Here is a 15,612-nt window from a genome sequence, read left to right as displayed (position 1 = left end):
CCCCGACACGCCGCAGCGCGAATCAAGCGCGGAAGATTCTTGTATCCATCGTTTCATCGCAGAATCTTGCATCCACTCTCTCGCACTGACTGATCCTGCCGGATGCCGCATCGCAACGAGCACCTCATGCGAGGTCACACCCCGTCACGCAATGGTCATGAATTGACACACGCTCGGGTATCGGTTTGACTGGCGCTCATGACTGACACCGCACGCAACCTGACCGCCCCCGGCGCTCTCAGGACGACCGGCATGATGATGCCGGCACGTGCACCCATGTGTTGTCGAATGTGCCGCTGACCGCGACCCGACCGCCGAGTCCCGCAGCCGATCCGCATCCCGATCGGCACCGACTCCTCTGAACCCGCCGCCTCGCGGGGGTTCTCCCGGCCGAATCGGCCATTCGCTCCAACCCCGCTTCCGGGGTCTGTCGCTGCACCCTCCACACAAGGATTCCCGTCATGTCTCTCGCACTCGCAACCGCTCCCGTTCGCACCGTTCAGGCCCGCACCGCACCGTCGCTGCCCGCCGCCCCTTCGGCTCCGTCACGCGTGACGTCGGCCGCACCGCTCCGCTCCGTGCCCACTGCCGCATCTCGCGCTGCCACCCCGACGACTGAGACGGCAGCCGACGCCGAACTCCGCGCTCCGCGGGTTCGCGCGGTGCCCGAGGGCACCGAAGCGCGCGGCTTCGTGCTCTACGTCGGCATCGACGAGGCCAAGGCCCTCGCCGACGGCACGACCCTGCACCGCATCGTCGAGGCACTCCGCGCACTCACCGCCGAGGTCGCTCCTTCGGCGGAGACCTACGCCGCCGTGGCACTGGCACCCGAGGGCGCCGGCGGCCGCGACGTCGATGTCGTACGTCTCGCCCTGCAGGATCCGGCCGCGCTCGCCAAGCAGCGCGAGGGCGCCGGCACCCGCGACGACGCCGACCGTCACCCCAACGGCGTCATCATCGACATCTCGCGCAAGCGAGTGCTGCTCGACGGTGAGGCCGCGGGCCTCACCTACAAGGAGTTCGAGCTGCTGCAGTTCCTCGTGCTGCGCGAGGGCCGCACCATCGATCGCCACGAGCTCATCGACAACCTGTGGGATGCCGACGACGAGGCTCCGAGCGAGCGCACGATCGACGTGCACGTGCGTCGCCTGCGCTCCAAGCTCGCGCACTACCAGGACATCGTGCGCACCGTGCGCGGCGTCGGCTACCGCTTCGACCGTCACGCCGACGTGTCGATCCGCCAGGCGTCGACGCCCTCGCCCGACCTGTACTGAGGCTGGGTGGACGACCGCCTGCTACGCCGAGCCCGCGGTAGCCGCCACCGATCGGAGGTAGGCCGTCAGGGAGTGCTCCAATTCACCGACGAGGGTCGACCGCATTGACTCGGTCGCGGCCACGATCGGCGGAAGCAGACCCTTGACGGTATGGAGCACGACGACGACGGTGACATCCAGCCGCTGATCGTCGAGAGCGGGAATGAGCGCGGCGACCATGTCCCGGACCCGCTCCTGGAGGCGCTCGTTGACGGGTGCCGCCGCCGCGCGCATCGACTCGGGCATGTCCGGCCGAGCGAAGAGCGCCTTGAAGCCCGGATGAGCCAGATTGAAGTCGACGATCGACCCAACGGCGGATGAGACGACCTGATCGAGAGCGACGCCTTCGGGGACGGTGAACGACTCCGCCTGCACGTCGCTCAGCTGCTCCATGTACCGAGTCGCGAGGGCGTGTGCGATGTCGTCCTTGTTCGTGAAGAACTGGTACAACGATCCCGGCGAGATCCCCGCCCTGGCGGCGATCCCGTTCGTCGTCGTCGCTTCGTACCCCTGCTCGCCGAAGGACTTCGCAGCGGCCAGCAGGATCTGGTCGATGCGCGCCTCTCCTCGCGCCTGCCGCTTCGGTGCGGGATTGATGGCCGCCACAGGCATGCCCCTTCGTTCTGAGTGGACAAACACGAGTAATCGCTCGTATTATGCAACGGAACACGAATAGTTGCTCGTAAACACTCTAGTGAGGTGCCCACGTGCTGGCTCGTCTCGTCACCCGCTTTCCCCGTCGCGTCATCACCGCATCGGCGGTACTCCTCCTCGTGCTCGGCGCGCTCGCAGCGGGGGCGATGGAGTCGCTCTCCCTCAATCGCTACGAGGCGCCCGGATCGGAATCCGTCGCGGCGAGAGAGGATCTGGGTGCGCGCTTCGGTACGAGCAGTCCTAACGTGGCCATTCTCATCAGCGCACGACAGGGAACGGTGAACGACGCCGAGTCGACCCGCATCGGCGAGCAGGTGACCGACGAGCTCTCGAACTACCCGGGAGTCGGAGACGCGTGGTCCTACTGGTCCGAACTCGCACCCGACTCGCTCGCGAGCGATGATCTGCGCCACGCACTCGTGCTCGCCTGGGTCCCGGGCGATGCCGATCACGTGCGCGGCGACGTCTTGCCCGGCATCGAGTCCGACATCGTGGAGGCCATCGACTCCCCGGCCGTCCACGTGCAGCTCGGCGGCGGCGACCAGGTCTTCCGGGCCGTCGCCGAGCAGGCGCGAACCGACTTCGTGCGCGCGGAACTCATCATCCTTCCGCTCGTGCTCGTGCTGTTGTGGGCGGTCTACCGACGGTTCCGTCTGGCCCTCCTCACGCTCGGGGTCGGGCTCTTCTCGGTGGTCGGAACCCTCGCGATCCTGCGGGCGGTCAGCGCGTTCACGGATGTCTCGACCTTCGCCTCGAACATCGCACTCGTCATGGGGATCGGGCTCGGAGTCGACTACGGCCTCTTCATGAGCTACCGCTTCCGGGAGGAACTGACTGCCGGACGCGGCGTCGCCGAGGCCGTGCAGGTCGCCGTTCGCACCGCCGGCCGAACCATCGCATTCAGCGGCGTCACGGTCGCGGCATCCCTCGCGGTGCTCTTCGTATTCCCCTTCCCCTTCCTCTCCTCGTTCGCCTACGCCGGCATCGCAGTGGTCGCCACCGCGATCCTCGGATCGGTCGTCGTGCTCCCGGCGGCCCTTCGGATCCTCGGCACCGGCGCGGCCCGCCGCACGCCCGAGCGCCCCGTCGATGAGCGCAGCCGCTGGTACCGGGTTGCCGCCCACGTGATGCGCCGACCGCTGATCGCCGGTGCGGCCGGCCTCGCCGTGCTGCTCCTCCTCGGCGCGCCGGCGCTCGGAACGAACTTCGGCGCTCCCGACGATCGCCTGCTGCCGTCGAGCCAGCCCGTTCGCTCGATGTACGACACGGTGCGCGCCGAGTTCGCCGCTGAGGATGCGGATGCGCTTTACGTGGTGGCCGACGGCATCACCGACCGCGAGGTGGCGGAGCAAGCGATGACGCTCTCCCGCATCGACGGAGTGCAGCGGGTGGACTGTTGCCGGAGCGTTCGAGAACGGTGAACATGTGGGAGAAGCTGGACCCTTCGGCCCCGACCGCTTCCGTAACGGGAACGACACCTGGCTGGCAGTGCTTCCGACGACGGAGCGGCTCGCTGCCGACTCCGTCGGACTCGTGGAGGAGGTGCGCGCCGAGGTCCGTTCACTGGATGCCTCGGTCGGCGGGTATCCCGCCGAGCTCGCGGACTACCGGGCGGGCGTGGTGGAGCGGCTGCCGCTCGTCGGAGGACTCATCCTGCTCGTGACGTTCATCGTGCTCTTCCTCATGACGGGCAGCGTGGTCGCCCCCATCAAGGCGTCCATCCTCAACCTGCTCTCCCTCTCAGTCATGTTCGGCGTGCTCGTGTGGGGCTTCCAGAATGGCGGGCTGGCGCCTCTCTTGGGCTTCACTCCGACCGGGACGATCGAGCCGAGCATCCCGCTGCTCATGTTCTGCATCGCGTACGGCCTCTCGATGGACTACGAGGTCTTCCTCCTCTCCCGCATCAAGGAGGACTTCGATCGCACCGGCGATGTCGTCGGCTCGGTGCCGCGCGGCATCGCACAATCGGCACCGCTCGTGAGCGCAGCAGCCCTCATCCTGGCAGCGTCGTTCGCGGTCTACGCCACCAGCGAGGTGGTGTTCCTTCAACAGCTGGGCATCGGAATGGCGCTGGCGGTGCTCGTCGACGCCACGATCATCAGGGGGATCCTCCTGCCCGCGTTCATGCGGTTGGCGGGCCCGGCGAACTGGTGGGCGCCCGGCCCGCTCCGGCGATGGCACGCCCGATTCGGATGGCGCGAAGGGGCCGTCACGCAGCCGGCGGTGTCCGTTCTCATATGAGATTGCCAATGATCCGGCTCTGGTCAGGGACTTTTCCAAGGTAGTCCCGCCGATCCTGGCTCGGTTGTCTCATACATCCTTTCCAGAGCTTCGGCGAGTGTGGCCACGATGTGTGGTCAGGCTGGGGCGACCTTCGGCATGATCGATGTCCGTGGCGCGATCTATCGTGCAGGCATGTCCTTGAACCTCGAACGCAAACCGTTCAATTTCTCGCGTTGCGCGCGCAATTATGTGGTCCATCCAGATCGGCGGGTCGAGGACTGCTGGCACGTGATGGGCGATCATCGTCGCCACGGCGATCTGCGCGTGCTCGATGACGAAGGCTCCAAGCGATGGGGATACAGTCTTCCCGGCGATGAGGTGACTCACGGTGGCTATCCCACTCTCGAGCATGCGCTCATTGAACTCGTCGATGAGTCGGCGTCTCTTCGCCTGCCCTTGCTCGTCGGGTCGAGTCGGCAGATCGCGGCCGCAACCACGATCCGTCTTCAGCGTATTCGAGCGATTCGCGGGGGCTATCCATCCGACGGGCGTCAGTTCGAACTTGAGGTGCTCACTCCCGCGCGTGAAGTCACCGATGCAGCGTGGTGGCTCGATACGCGCCGCCTGCCTGTCAAAGGTCTCATCATGCGGCTGTCACGATGAACCACGTTGTGCGTGCCGAGCGCCACGCAAAGAGCACCCTCATCGCGGAACCGTTCGGCGCTGGTCGAGTTCAGGCCGGGGCTAAGCTGCTCGCGAAGCGGGTGGGCGAGGGTGGGTAGACGCCCGCGGAAGCACAAGCAGGGAGTGTCTCGTAGTCGCGAAGAGCCGCACGCGCTGCGGTATGAGCACGCGTTTCTGTTTGTGCACGGAATCGGCAATCACAAACGTGCTTCCACATTGCACGGCATGGGTCGGCCTGTATATGAGACTCTTCGTGAGGTCTACGGGCCGGAGCAGGTGCAGTGGGCATCGCTTCCCGACGAGCCCGGCGCTGCAGCCGAGATCGTCTTTTCGGTTGCTGGCGAGGAACCGAAGCGGGTGTTGCTGCTGGAGTCGTGGTGGGCAGGGCAGGTGAGCCGGGCGTCGTCGCCGCCGTCGGTCGCACCGCTGTGGTGGGCGTTTCGCACGCTCCTGCTCCTGCTGCCGCTGCTGCTTGCCCCGGGGCAAAGAGAGCAGCGTGCGCATGAGCTGATTTCGTACGATCCCAAGTCTTGGCGTGAGTGGATCCGGTATTTGTGGTCGACAACTGCCGTGGCATCGGGATTGTTGTGGCGCCTCGGCGTGATCATCCTCGCGATCACGGGACTCGGTTGGGCGTTGGGGCTGCTTGCCGATTGGACCGCTTGGTGGGTGCCGGCTGCGCTCTTGGTAGCGCTGGTGGGCGCCGCGGCGGCTTGGCTTGTATGGGTCCCTTCCAACCTTCCGAACTATGTGCGCTTGGTCGTCACTGACCCGGTGCTGCGGGAGACGATTCGCTCTGTGCTTGCAGCGTCGATTGACCGTGCAGCTCAGCTGGCGCCGGGGGTGACAATCGTAGCCCACTCGCAGGGCGGATATCTCGCCCATGACCTGCTCGCCCGCGGCGGCGGGCAGAAGACGTCGAAGGTTCAACGTCTCGTCGCTGTGGGCTCAGGACTGAAGCCAATCACCGCACTCGTGGGTCTCCAGGCGCCGCGGTTGGCTGTGCCAGTTTTCGCGGGGTTGGTGGCAGCAGCATTGATCTGGGCAGGACTCTTGTGGTTGGGCTCGCCTGGGCTGGTGCTGAGCGTCCCGATTCTGACCGCGTGGATGCAGGCGGCATTCGCTGGATTGATTGTTCCGTGGTCGCTGCCCACAATCTGGACGAGCGCGCAGTTCGGCGAGCTCGCGACATTCTCGGGTGTTGCCTCGTCGTTACTCGCCTCAGTGCCGGGCATTCTGCTCGTCGCGGCAGGTGTCGCGCTCACGTGGTGGGGGATGTGGTTCCGGACTCGAGGCCAGGAGGAAATCAGGCCGATCGCCGACATCGGCGGGAAGCGATTCACCTGGCAGGAGTGGAGTACCGGCCATGACGTGGTCGGGCGCATGATGTTCCCCGAGCTGCCCGACCGCGCACGGTATCGAGTAGTGCCAGGCAGCGGGCACGCGTTGCTCGATCACGGATCGTCGCAGTACTTCAAGCGTGGAAGTGTGCTACGCCTCGAGCTGGCCGCGCTCGTACTGCAGCATCTCGGTCTTCGATCTGCATCTGATCGCTGGCGGGCGATCGGACAGGAAAGCGGCAACCGGCTGCTGGCCGGCAGTGACCGTCGGCACCGGCTCCGAGGCATGTGGCTGGGAGTGTATGCGTTGCTTGCGATCGCGTTGCCGTTCACGATCCTGGGTGTCTCGGTGAGCGAGGCATTCATGGCTACCTGGTCACTTGCCATGTTTCTGGCGGTGATGATGTCCGTCGCGGTGGCGCTTTCGAATCGGTCGCAGCGTCGGCGTGAAGCACTCCGAGTGACACGTGCGCTGCGCGCAGAACAAACCGATACGCCCAGAACACGCAGCTGGGACCGAGTCCCTGCCACTCACCGTGCTGCTGCGGTCATCCTTCTGTTGCTCTCGGTGTTGGCATTCGGGGGCGGCTTGGCGCTTGCGGCGTTGTCCCAATACGACAGGTACGACCCAGCGGTGCACGGAATGGCAGGGGCGAGCATTTGGTTCCTTGGGATCATCTCGGGGTTCACCGCCGCAGGCTGGATCGCCGGGTACCGGGTTCGCTGGTGGCTGGGATGCATGCCGGCGCTGATGTTGCTCGGGATTTGGTCGCAACTGTCGCAGGCGGGGCTGTATTTCTCGCCGCTTGGCGTATTCGCTCCGGGCGTCTTGTTCTCAGCGATGTTGCTCGCCGTGCAGGTTTCGGCGATCGTGTTGGTTGCGTGCTCGTACCGGCGTATCGCTTCACCAGTACGCAAGCCGCAATGACGCATTGGTGCAACTACCTATTGCACAATCCGGCGACCTGCATCGAAAAGACTCTTTCGCGGAGATTTGGGCGGCTTCTTCGGGCGCACATGTTTGGTGTGTCAGCGTGGAAGCGTGCGTTTGAGCTGCACGGCGAGTGCCGACACATCGAGATGGATCGTGGCATATGGCAGCGCAAGTCAGACCCCAGCGGGGCGATCGAAGCGGAGCGCACTTGGGCATTATTGGGCGGATGCGTGCCGGCAGCGAGCTGGTTCGAGATGCTGAAACCACCACGGTGGCACTCCCTGAATGAGCAATCTCACGCGCCGTACAAGTCAGCTGGGTCCAAATTTCGGCAGCCTAGACGGACGTCACCGGCGAAGCCATCAAACCGATCTCGAGAATCTCGGAAAGAGTCTTTGCGGTTTACTCAAAATCCCCTTAGTGTCATCCCGAGGGCGCTGTACCAGAGATTCCCCTCGATGTATTGGAGTCATCGGCGGTGCTCTGACTCATTGATGAGTTCGCCCTCGCGGGCGCTCTGTCCGTCAGTGAGATCACTTCGGAACAACTTCAAGGGAGAGGCAAGAAAGTGCATCGAGAATCAACTTCATCGCCCCGTTCTACTCAACGTTGGAAGTCGCGGCTTCTGGCGATAGCTTCAGCTCTACTCCTCGGGCTCGGAGCCATCCCATTGACTGCGACTGCAAGCGCGGCCGCAGCACCATGCAGCCCAGCGTGGGAGAGCTCTCTTGCGTACACCGCCGGCGCGGACGTTTCGCACGGCGGCAAGAACTATGAGGCGGCATGGTGGAGCCAAGGCCTTACGCCAACCGGTCAACTCCCGTGGAAGAACCTTGGTGCCTGCAGCCCTGCTCCGGTGATCCCCGCCGGCTGCTTCACACCGTGGACCGCCTACGTGCAGTACAACGCGAACACGAAGGTCACCCACGGGCAACGCAACTACCAGGCCGCCCTGTACAGCGAAGCTGTCGTCCCTGGAACCTCGGGGGCGCATTGGCAGGACATCGGCGCGTGCGGAGGCGGGGGCGGAAATCCGAACCCTCAACCGTCCGCGGTGATGTTCGACGACTTCTCGTACTCGAGCAGGAATGATCCGCAGCTCACCAATGATCGCTGGGTGCTTCGAACCGGTGGCGGCGGGCCGGGCCTTGATGGCGTGAGCTGGAGCCCGAACAACATCTCGTTCCAAGATCGCGATGGTCAGCGCGTGCTCAAGCTGGATGTCACGTCTTCGGGGCAGGCGGCGAACACCGTGCAGGCTCAGATCACGACGGCCGACCGGAAGTTCCGGGAAGGAACGTACGGCGCACGGGTGAAGTTCTCCGACGCGCCGATGTACGGACCGGACGGTGACCATGTCGTGCAGGCGTTCTTCTCGATCACCCCGCTGCGTTACGACTACGACCCGGAGTACGGAGAGCTCGACTTCGAGTATCTGCCGAACGGCGGGTGGGCTGCACCTCAGGCGTTCTACGTCACAAGCTGGGAGACCTACCGTCCGGAGCCGTGGGATGCGTTGAAGGACTACGACATGATGACGCGCAGCTACGCGGGTTGGCATGACCTCGTGGTTACGCTCGACGCCACCTCGGCGGTCTACTACATCGACGGGGTCGAGGTCGGACGTCACCACGCACCCAACCTTCCGAAGAGCGACCAGACGATCGACTTCAACCACTGGCTGATCAACGACGGTGTGCTGCCGACCTCGCAGGCGCGCGGCTACGAGCAGCTCGTCGACTGGGTGTACTTCGCCGAAGGGGAGACGCTTTCACCGTCTCAAGTGCAGTCGCAGGTGAACACCCTGCGCTCGACCGGTGTCGCGTTCCGTGACAACGTGCCCGACTGATTCAGTCTGACATTCGGTTAGGGTCGGGTTCTGCTGCGCGACTTCCGTCGCGTCGCAGAACCCGGCCCTTCTGCGGCTATGCGACGATCACACACGCCGACATCTGGGTGCTGGAGCAGTGCGCACAGCTCGATCAGCGCATGTCTGAGCGAGTCCGCAACGCCTTTTGGGCTTTGGGTCATTTGCACTGCCGGTCCTCAAGAGGTGTAGGTTCCCACCCCAAGACGTCGCAAGAGTCTCGGAGCGAATGGCCCACTTGTGCTCAAGACGACGCGAGTGCGCGAGCCGGGCTCGTCGAGCGGGCCGAATCGCTGGCCGCGAAGATCACAGATCGTCTGGCCGCGACCTGGGCCGTTGCTCGTGTCAACAGTTATTGGAACCGCCGGGCAGTTGGTCGCTTCGATGCCGCCTGTGGCGATCGCCGCTGCCAACGCGTCGTGCAGCGCGCTCGCACGGTGACCGTAGATCGGCACGTGGAAGTCGAAGTAGAAGTCCAGGATTCTGCCGAGCGCGCTGATGAAGGGGTCTCCGGAGTGGAGCAGCGACTGGCGGTCCCCCTCGAGAAACTTGTCTTCCAGCGTCACGTCGAGCGGCACCAGCGTCACGTCCCAGCCGGCGTTGATGACTTGTTCGGCAGCTTCGGGATCGGCACCGATGTTGGCCTCGGCGACCGCAGAGATGTTGCCCGGCACACGAGCGGCGCCTCCCATGACCGTGACGCTCCGGACTCTGTCGACCAGGAGCGGGTCTTCTCGCAACGCGAGCGCCAGATTGGTGAGCGGCCCGACAGCGATGATGTCGAGCGAACCCGCGAATTCCTTCGACAGCTCGATTAGGAGTCCGGCCGCGGTGGTCGAGATCGGCTCCCGCGCGGAGGGCGGCAGGTCGACGTTCCCGATGCCGTTCCCGCCATGCACGTGCGGAACGCCACCGCCGAACGAGCCGGTGAGCGGATGATGCGCGCCCACCGCGACCGGGACATTAGTCTCTCCGGCCAAAGCCAGTAGCCGGAGTGTGTTGGTGGCAGCATCCGCCGCCGCCACGTTCCCGCTGACAGTTCCGATCCCGACGATGCTCACGTCGTCGGTTCTGAGCAGGTAGGCCAGAGCGAGACTGTCGTCGACCCCGGTATCGCAGTCGAAGTAGACCGGCGTTGTGTTGGGTGCCGCCGCGACCATTCAGTTCACATTCCGTGCGTTCAGATTCAGGTTCAGGGTTTCTTCCGGGGCCGAGCGGTCGAGCGTGCCGTCGGCATAGTGCCAGAGTGGTTCGAGGATCGCCTGAGGGTCTTCTTGCTCCACCGCTGCGGACCCGACGGCGCAGGCGAGACTCGCCGCAGAGACGAGGTCTATGCCCGCCGTAAGTGCCGCGGCAACCGCACCACAGAATGCATCACCCGCTCCGACGCTATTGCCGATTCGTGCCGGCACCGGAGCGGCGACGTTGGCCACAACGGTGCCGTTCCGCGAGATGTCGGCTCCACGGGGACCCAGGGTGGTGATGAGCGCGGCCGCCCGCGCCACCTCGGGCATCAGTGCGAGTTCTGTCTCGTTCACGATGACCACATCCGACCGGTCCAGTAGCTCGGCGGGCAAGGGTTGCGCGGGCGAAGCATTGAGGATGATCGTCGCTGCCACGTCGCGAATTGCGCGCAGCGCCGCCTCGACTCCGATCTCCAAGGAGACCACGAGTACCGACGACACAGGCACAGCGAGCCCGGATGGAACCGCGGATGCGTTGGCGCCAGGATGGATGACGATCGTGTTCTCGCCGCTGCTGTCCACGGTGATATTGGCACTTCCCGTAGGCAGCAGCCGGTCGGTTCTCAGGTGCGCCGTATCGACACCCTTTGACTTGAGCTGCCGAACCACGTGGGCGCCGTCAGCGTCGTCTCCGATCGCACCGACAAACGTGCATCGACCGATCAGTTGAGCGATCGCGGCCGCCTGGTTCGCACCCTTCCCGCCGACGAAGACCGTGGGGCCCCTGCCGATAATCGTCTCTCCCGGCGAAGGAAATCTGTCGACTCGAGTGACTCGATCGACGTTAACGCTCCCGACGACCACCGGTGCGCCCGCACCCGGATGCATGACCACAGGCATCCGGGTCAGCCGGCGATCGTGAGGGCTTCGGCTTTTCCTTCGACGGGCGCCGCGCCGGTGCGAAGCGCCACGAACGCGTTGGCCACGCTCGCATCGATGGAACGGGGCACGGGCACGAGACTGTCGGTCGGGCGCCCCGAGCCGGTCGCGATGTACTCCAGCGAGCGGGCCTGCAGCGCGAAACCGATGTCCATCGACTCGATCGAGTTGCCCAAGGGGCGCTGACCCGAGAGGTTCATCATGTGTCCGTGGTTGATGAGGTTCACGATGCGCCCGTCGGTGAGATGCAACCCCGACATTCCCGAGTCGAACGTCTCGACGCCGACGACCTCGGGCGACGTCTCGATCTCCGGGGTGATCTCCCGCGGGAAGTGGCCCGCGTTCGAGAGTATGACTCCGTCGCGGAACAGCGGCAGATCAGCCGCGGTGACGATCGAAGGCGCACCCGTGACCGTCACGATCGCATCGGCCGATGAGATTGCCTCTGCCCGGTCGGTGATGATGAAGCCGTCCAACAGAGCCTGGAGCCGACGCACGGGATCACTCTCGACCACCGTCACGAGGGAGTTGGCCGCACGGAAGTTCGCGGCCACGCCCTGTCCGCAGGCGCCGTACCCGAAGACTGTCACGCGCTTGCCGTTGGTGGAGAGGTTGGTGATCCGCATGAACGACTCGAAGACGCTCTGACCCACCGCATGGAGGTTCTCGGCGAACTGCTTGATCGGGCTGTCGTTGATGACGTAGATCGGGAGCTGGAGCTGATCACGCAGCGGCATCAGACGCATCCGGCCCGATGTGGTCTCTTCGGTGCCGCCGAGAAGGCCTGTGTACGGCGTCTCCAGGTAGGCGCTGAAGAGCTCGCCTCCATTGTCGAGGATCAGATCGGGTCGCCCGGCGACTAGTTCGCGAATGAAGCCACGGTGCACGTCCGCATCCTGCGTCTGATGCCCCACGATGGTGACGCCGTTGGCCGACAGGAAATCGGTCGTCTCGGTCTGAGTGGAGTTCAGGTTGCCGGTCGCTGTCACTGTCGCACCGCCGCGACGCAGGGTCAGCAGCAGCGAGGCAGTTTTCGGTTCGAGGTGGATACCCGTCGCGATGCGCATGCCGGCAAAGGGCTGCGTCTCGTCGTACTCGTCGCCGATGGCCCCGAGAAGGCGGGTGTTGCGGATGACCCAGTCCAGGCGAGTCAGGTTCTTGGATTCAGTAGTCACGGGGGTTGATTCCTTTGGTTTCGGGGCCGTATGGCCGCGGGTAGATGCTTCCGATGGTCAAGAGTTCGATGGGCTCATCGAGAGGGGCACTGATGACGACGACTTCGGGGTCGCCCCCGCAGAACTCCCAGATGACTTGCCTGCACTCGGCACAAGGCACGCCGGAGTAGGGTCCGACCACTGTCACCGCGAGGATTCGTCGGCCTCCCCCAGCGACCATGGCTGCGACCGCCGTCCGCTCGGCGTGCATGGACTGCTGCAGCGTGACCGTCTCGACGTTGCAGCCGCTGAAGATGTGACCGTCGGCATCGAGAACGGCCGACCCGACCAAGTGGTGCGAGTAGGGCGAGTAGGCGTTCTGACGGGTTGCCGTCGCCGCCTCGACGAGCCGGGCGATGGTTGTTTCATCCATGGTCGGCTCCGAAGGCTTCGAGTGTGTTCGGGGATGCCTCCATGTCCGAAGGGGATGCCTCCAGGTCCGACGGGGTTGCCCGCCCGTCGGTGGGGACGACGATCGCGCGGTCGGCACGGAGGTAGAGGTCGATCGAGGCGCCGGTTGTGTAGTCGCCGCCGACGGCGGGGATCGACACGATGCCTTCGTCGTGCGTGGGGAGTGCGATGCGCGCCCGCACCACGCCGCCCGCATATCCGCTCGTGAGCACTCGGGCGCGCACGTGGATCTCGTGCGCATCGCTGATCGGTTCAAGACTGATTGCGTGCGGCCGCCACAGGACACGCACCGGGCCAGTCGGAAGATCCGGGGCGGCGATGCTGAGCCCCCCGACATTTTCGGCGACGACGTCTGTTCCCGTCCAGGCGGCCGTGAGCGCAAGCGACTCTCCCACGAAATCCGCGACGAACTCCGTGGCCGGCTCGTCGTAGATCTCTCGTGGGGTGCCGACCTGCTCGACGCGACCCTGGCTGAACACGACGATGCGGTCGCTCATGGTCAGTGCTTCTTCCTGGTCGTGCGTGACGTAGATCACGGTCACACCGAGGCGTTCGTGCAGTGCCTTGATCTCCAGCTGCATGACCTCGCGCAGCCGGCGGTCAAGTGCTCCGAGCGGCTCATCCATGACAAGCAATGAAGGTTCGAACACGAGCGCGCGTGCGATCGCGACCCGCTGTTGCTGACCGCCCGACAACGAGTCGGGCCTGCGACGCTCGTACCCCGCTAGCTCGACGAGCGCCAACGCGTCGGCGACACGCTTCGCCCGCTCCGCGGCCGGAACCTTTCGCATCTTCAGTGGGAATGCGACGTTCTGGCCCACGGTCAGGTGGGGGAACAGGGAGTAGTTCTGGAACACGACCCCGATGTTGCGCTTCTCGGGTGCGACGTTGGTGACGTCGTCCCCGTCGAAGGTGATCTGACCGGAGTTCGGAGCTTCGAAGCCCGCGATCATCTTGAGTGTGGTCGTCTTGCCCGACCCGGAGGGACCGAGCATCGAGACGAATTCGCCTCTGTTGATCGTCAGGTCGATCCCTTCGACGGCGATCGCCTGTCCGTATGATTTCGTGACGCTTCGCAGGGTCACCGATGTGGCGTCAATTGCCAACTTTTCGTCTCCTTCCGCGCAGCAGCACGACGATCATGATCAGGATGGTTATAAGAAGCAGGATTGTCGCGATGGCGGCGACGGTCGGGTCGACGCGCTCGCGCAGCTGGTCCCACATCACGACCGGGAGTGTCTTGAACCCCGGGTCGGTGAGGTAGAGGGCCACGACGACTTCGTCCCACGAGGTCACGAACGCGAAGAGCATGCCCGAGATGATGCCGGGCAGTGCCAGGGGGAGCAGGATGCGGGTGATGACGGTGAACGGGGCAGCGCCCAGGCTCCTTGCGGCGTCTGCCGCCGCAGGATTGATCTGGGACACCGATGCGATGACGGTGACCACGACGAACGGCGTCACGAGCATTGTGTGGGCGGCGACGAGCCCCCAGAATCCGGTGAGGTCGAACTGTGCGTAGGTGACGTACATTCCCACGGCAATGACCATCGGGGGGACGATCACCGGCGAGACCAGGAGTGCGAGCACGATTCCCTGGCCGCGCCACCTGCGGAATCCGAGTGCGATTCCCGCTGGAGTGCCGATCAGGGCAGCGAAGACAGACGTGACGAGCGCGACCGCAAAGCTGTTCCCGATGGCCTTGGTCCATTGGGGGTCCTCGATGAAGTTCTCGTACCACTTCATGCTGAAGCCCGTCGGGGGGAACGTCAGGATCTCACTCGGGCTGAAGCTCATGGGAATGACCACAAGGGACGGAAGGAGCAGCAGAACCACGATGAGGACGGTCGGGACGATCCACCACCAGCGGAGGCTGAAGCCGGCCCGCCGGCCTTTCGGCATCGATCGCTCAGGATCCCCGTGGGACAGCGACTTCGTGGGCTGCACCGTCTGCTCTATCGACCTGGTCATCAGGCCTCCTTTCGGGACAGGAACGCCCTCGCGAGCAGACCCCACCCTGCCGCGAGCAGGAGCACCACGGCGATCAGAACGAGAGTCGCTAGAGCACCTGCGGTTCCCCAGTCGCCTCGTTGTTGAACGGCGCTTTCGATCAGGACAGCGATCGGCTGGTCGGCGGGGCCGCCGAGGAGCACCGGGGTGATGTAGTACCCCACGGCGAGGATGAAGGTGAGAACGGCGCCCGCGGCCGCTCCCGGCGCGGTGAGCGGCACGAAGACGCGCCAGAAGGTGGCGACGGGGCCAGCGCCGAGACTGCGCGACGCACTCAGGAGGCCAGCATCGACCCGCGCCATGGCGGCCCAGCAGGGGAGGATGACGAACGGCAGCAGGATCTGGGTCATTCCGACCGTGACCGCGAAAGACGTGCGAAGGAGTGGGATCGGCTCGTCGATGAGGCCAAGCCCGATTAGCAGCTGGTTGAAGATACCGGTGTCGCGGAGAATGACCGTCCACGCGAAGCTGCGGACAAGAAGGCTGGTCCAGAAAGGGAGCAGGGCCGCGAAGAGTAGGAAGATTCGCCACCCGGGTCGCGACTTGTACATTGCATACGCGTAGAAGTAGCCGATGATCACCGCGAGCACCGTCACGATCAGCGCCATACGGAAAGTGTTCCCCGCATACTGCAGTGAGACGGGATCGGTGAGCACACGGACGTAATTGGCCAAACCGGCGTCAGCCGGATAGGTGAAGCTGCGAACGACCACAGTACCCAGCGGGATCAAGAAGAAGATCGCGAGGAGGGTCAGCAGCGGCATCACCAGAAGCGGGCTCGCAGCCGACCGTCCGTCTCGAACTCGCGCGGTAACCATTTTCGAGCCTTTCTGGTGGGGTGG

Annotated in this window: 14 protein-coding genes; 6 read left to right on the top strand and 8 right to left on the bottom strand. The window is 64.9% G+C overall.

Annotation, left to right across the window (positions count from 1 at the left end):
- Nucleotides 1-461: 461 nt before the first annotated feature.
- On the top strand, nt 462-1,274 hold the full coding sequence (locus H521_RS0100920; RefSeq protein ID WP_022891150.1) for a winged helix-turn-helix domain-containing protein: 813 nt from the start codon (nt 462-464) through the stop codon (nt 1,272-1,274).
- 21 nt (nt 1,275-1,295) lie between these two features.
- Here H521_RS0100920 and H521_RS0100915 read toward each other — a convergent pair whose 3' ends face one another.
- A complete protein-coding gene (locus H521_RS0100915) occupies nt 1,296-1,925 on the bottom strand; it encodes a TetR/AcrR family transcriptional regulator (protein ID WP_026481747.1) in 630 nt (209 codons plus the stop codon).
- A gap of 95 nt (nt 1,926-2,020) precedes the next feature.
- Here H521_RS0100915 and H521_RS26045 point away from each other — a divergent pair, with 95 nt between their 5' ends.
- The 5 genes from H521_RS26045 (at nt 2,021) to H521_RS20720 (ending at nt 8,997) form a co-directional block, all read left to right on the top strand.
- Nucleotides 2,021-3,388: an MMPL family transporter gene (locus H521_RS26045; RefSeq protein WP_169513955.1), complete on the top strand. Its 1,368-nt coding sequence runs from the start codon at nt 2,021-2,023 to the stop codon at nt 3,386-3,388.
- Nucleotides 3,389-3,392: 4 nt separating this feature from the next.
- Nucleotides 3,393-4,208 (top strand): MMPL family transporter, encoded by an 816-nt coding sequence (locus tag H521_RS26040; protein ID WP_169513954.1) that lies wholly within the window; start codon nt 3,393-3,395, stop codon nt 4,206-4,208.
- A 174-nt stretch (nt 4,209-4,382) separates the two neighbouring features.
- Nucleotides 4,383-4,853, top strand: a complete 471-nt coding sequence (locus tag H521_RS0100905; protein WP_156891232.1) for a hypothetical protein — start codon at nt 4,383-4,385, stop codon at nt 4,851-4,853.
- Nucleotides 4,854-4,997: 144 nt separating this feature from the next.
- Nucleotides 4,998-7,142: a hypothetical protein gene (locus H521_RS0100900; protein ID WP_156891231.1), complete on the top strand. Its 2,145-nt coding sequence runs from the start codon at nt 4,998-5,000 to the stop codon at nt 7,140-7,142.
- Between the two features lie 574 nt (nt 7,143-7,716).
- Nucleotides 7,717-8,997 carry a carbohydrate-binding protein gene (locus H521_RS20720; protein WP_156891230.1) on the top strand — a complete coding sequence of 427 codons (1,281 nt, stop codon included), beginning with the start codon at nt 7,717-7,719 and terminating at the stop codon, nt 8,995-8,997.
- 197 nt (nt 8,998-9,194) lie between these two features.
- Here H521_RS20720 and H521_RS0100890 read toward each other — a convergent pair whose 3' ends face one another.
- From H521_RS0100890 to H521_RS20700, 7 genes are read right to left on the bottom strand one after another with little or no spacing between them, the layout of a single operon-like run.
- The gene (locus H521_RS0100890) at nt 9,195-10,175 is read right to left on the bottom strand and encodes a nucleoside hydrolase (RefSeq protein ID WP_022891144.1); all 981 of its coding nucleotides are present in this window, start codon (nt 10,173-10,175) and stop codon (nt 9,195-9,197) included.
- Nucleotides 10,176-11,099 (bottom strand): ribokinase, encoded by a 924-nt coding sequence (locus H521_RS20715; protein WP_084511754.1) that lies wholly within the window; start codon nt 11,097-11,099, stop codon nt 10,176-10,178.
- Nucleotides 11,100-11,104: 5 nt separating this feature from the next.
- Nucleotides 11,105-12,313 (bottom strand): adenosylhomocysteinase, encoded by a 1,209-nt coding sequence (locus tag H521_RS20710; RefSeq protein WP_022891142.1) that lies wholly within the window; start codon nt 12,311-12,313, stop codon nt 11,105-11,107.
- Complete coding sequence (locus H521_RS26035) at nt 12,303-12,725, bottom strand: cytidine deaminase (protein WP_022891141.1); 423 nt, start codon at nt 12,723-12,725, stop codon at nt 12,303-12,305. Before H521_RS26035 ends, H521_RS20710 begins: the two co-directional genes overlap by 11 nt.
- Nucleotides 12,718-13,869: an ABC transporter ATP-binding protein gene (locus H521_RS20705; RefSeq protein ID WP_084511753.1), complete on the bottom strand. Its 1,152-nt coding sequence runs from the start codon at nt 13,867-13,869 to the stop codon at nt 12,718-12,720. The genes H521_RS26035 and H521_RS20705 overlap by 8 nt, the downstream gene beginning before the upstream one ends.
- The gene (locus H521_RS0100865; protein ID WP_022891139.1) at nt 13,859-14,731 is read right to left on the bottom strand and encodes an ABC transporter permease; all 873 of its coding nucleotides are present in this window, start codon (nt 14,729-14,731) and stop codon (nt 13,859-13,861) included. The genes H521_RS20705 and H521_RS0100865 overlap by 11 nt, the downstream gene beginning before the upstream one ends.
- The gene (locus H521_RS20700) at nt 14,731-15,534 is read right to left on the bottom strand and encodes an ABC transporter permease (protein WP_051159115.1); all 804 of its coding nucleotides are present in this window, start codon (nt 15,532-15,534) and stop codon (nt 14,731-14,733) included. The genes H521_RS0100865 and H521_RS20700 overlap by 1 nt, the downstream gene beginning before the upstream one ends.
- Nucleotides 15,535-15,612 lie beyond the last annotated feature (78 nt).

Source organism: Agromyces subbeticus DSM 16689 (assembly GCF_000421565.1).
Taxonomy (GTDB): domain Bacteria; phylum Actinomycetota; class Actinomycetes; order Actinomycetales; family Microbacteriaceae; genus Agromyces; species Agromyces subbeticus.
The sequence above is the reverse complement of the archived record's forward strand: the minus strand, read 5'-3'. Positions and strand labels throughout refer to the sequence as shown.

Coding starts and splice junctions, on each gene's coding strand:
- H521_RS0100920 (WP_022891150.1), top strand. CDS start 462: ATGTCTCTCGCACTCGCAACCGCTCCCGTTCGCACCGTTCAGGCCCGC.
- H521_RS0100915 (WP_026481747.1), bottom strand. CDS start 1,925: ATGCCTGTGGCGGCCATCAATCCCGCACCGAAGCGGCAGGCGCGAGGA.
- H521_RS0100905 (WP_156891232.1), top strand. CDS start 4,383: ATGTCCTTGAACCTCGAACGCAAACCGTTCAATTTCTCGCGTTGCGCG.
- H521_RS0100890 (WP_022891144.1), bottom strand. CDS start 10,175: ATGGTCGCGGCGGCACCCAACACAACGCCGGTCTACTTCGACTGCGAT.
- H521_RS20715 (WP_084511754.1), bottom strand. CDS start 11,099: ATGCCTGTGGTCATGCATCCGGGTGCGGGCGCACCGGTGGTCGTCGGG.
- H521_RS26035 (WP_022891141.1), bottom strand. CDS start 12,725: ATGGATGAAACAACCATCGCCCGGCTCGTCGAGGCGGCGACGGCAACC.
- H521_RS0100865 (WP_022891139.1), bottom strand. CDS start 14,731: ATGACCAGGTCGATAGAGCAGACGGTGCAGCCCACGAAGTCGCTGTCC.
- H521_RS20700 (WP_051159115.1), bottom strand. CDS start 15,534: ATGCCGCTGCTGACCCTCCTCGCGATCTTCTTCTTGATCCCGCTGGGT.